The sequence below is a fragment of the Rothia nasimurium genome (assembly GCF_928392795.1).
Classification (GTDB): Bacteria; Actinomycetota; Actinomycetes; order Actinomycetales; family Micrococcaceae; genus Rothia; species Rothia nasimurium_F.
Genome location: NZ_CAKMTJ010000047.1, coordinates 1 through 228 on the forward strand (window position 1 = coordinate 1; position 228 = coordinate 228).

A 228-nucleotide genomic window follows, 5' to 3' on the forward strand; every position below is an offset into this window, starting at 1 on the left:
CAGCCAAAAACACCAACCCCCGCACCACCGCAAACACCCGCCCATACAACCCCAACGGCCGCCTAAACCCCGTATGAAGAATCCGCCAAGTCTTGATGTGAGCGATAACCCGCTCCACCACCGACCGTAGCCGATTCAGCACCCGGTTATTCCGCTTCTGCTCCCGGCTCAGCCGTTGGCCCGGCTTACGCCTGGCCGGGGTAGCCAACCCCAGACCCACATAGCCCT

Annotated in this window: 1 protein-coding gene; it reads right to left on the minus strand. The window is 62.3% G+C overall.

The annotated features are described in order from the left end of the window. Positions 1 to 220, minus strand: a 220-nt coding sequence (locus L6963_RS11980) for a transposase family protein (RefSeq protein WP_423817133.1), incomplete at its 3' end; no start/stop codon positions are given. Positions 221 to 228: the final 8 nt, after the last annotated feature.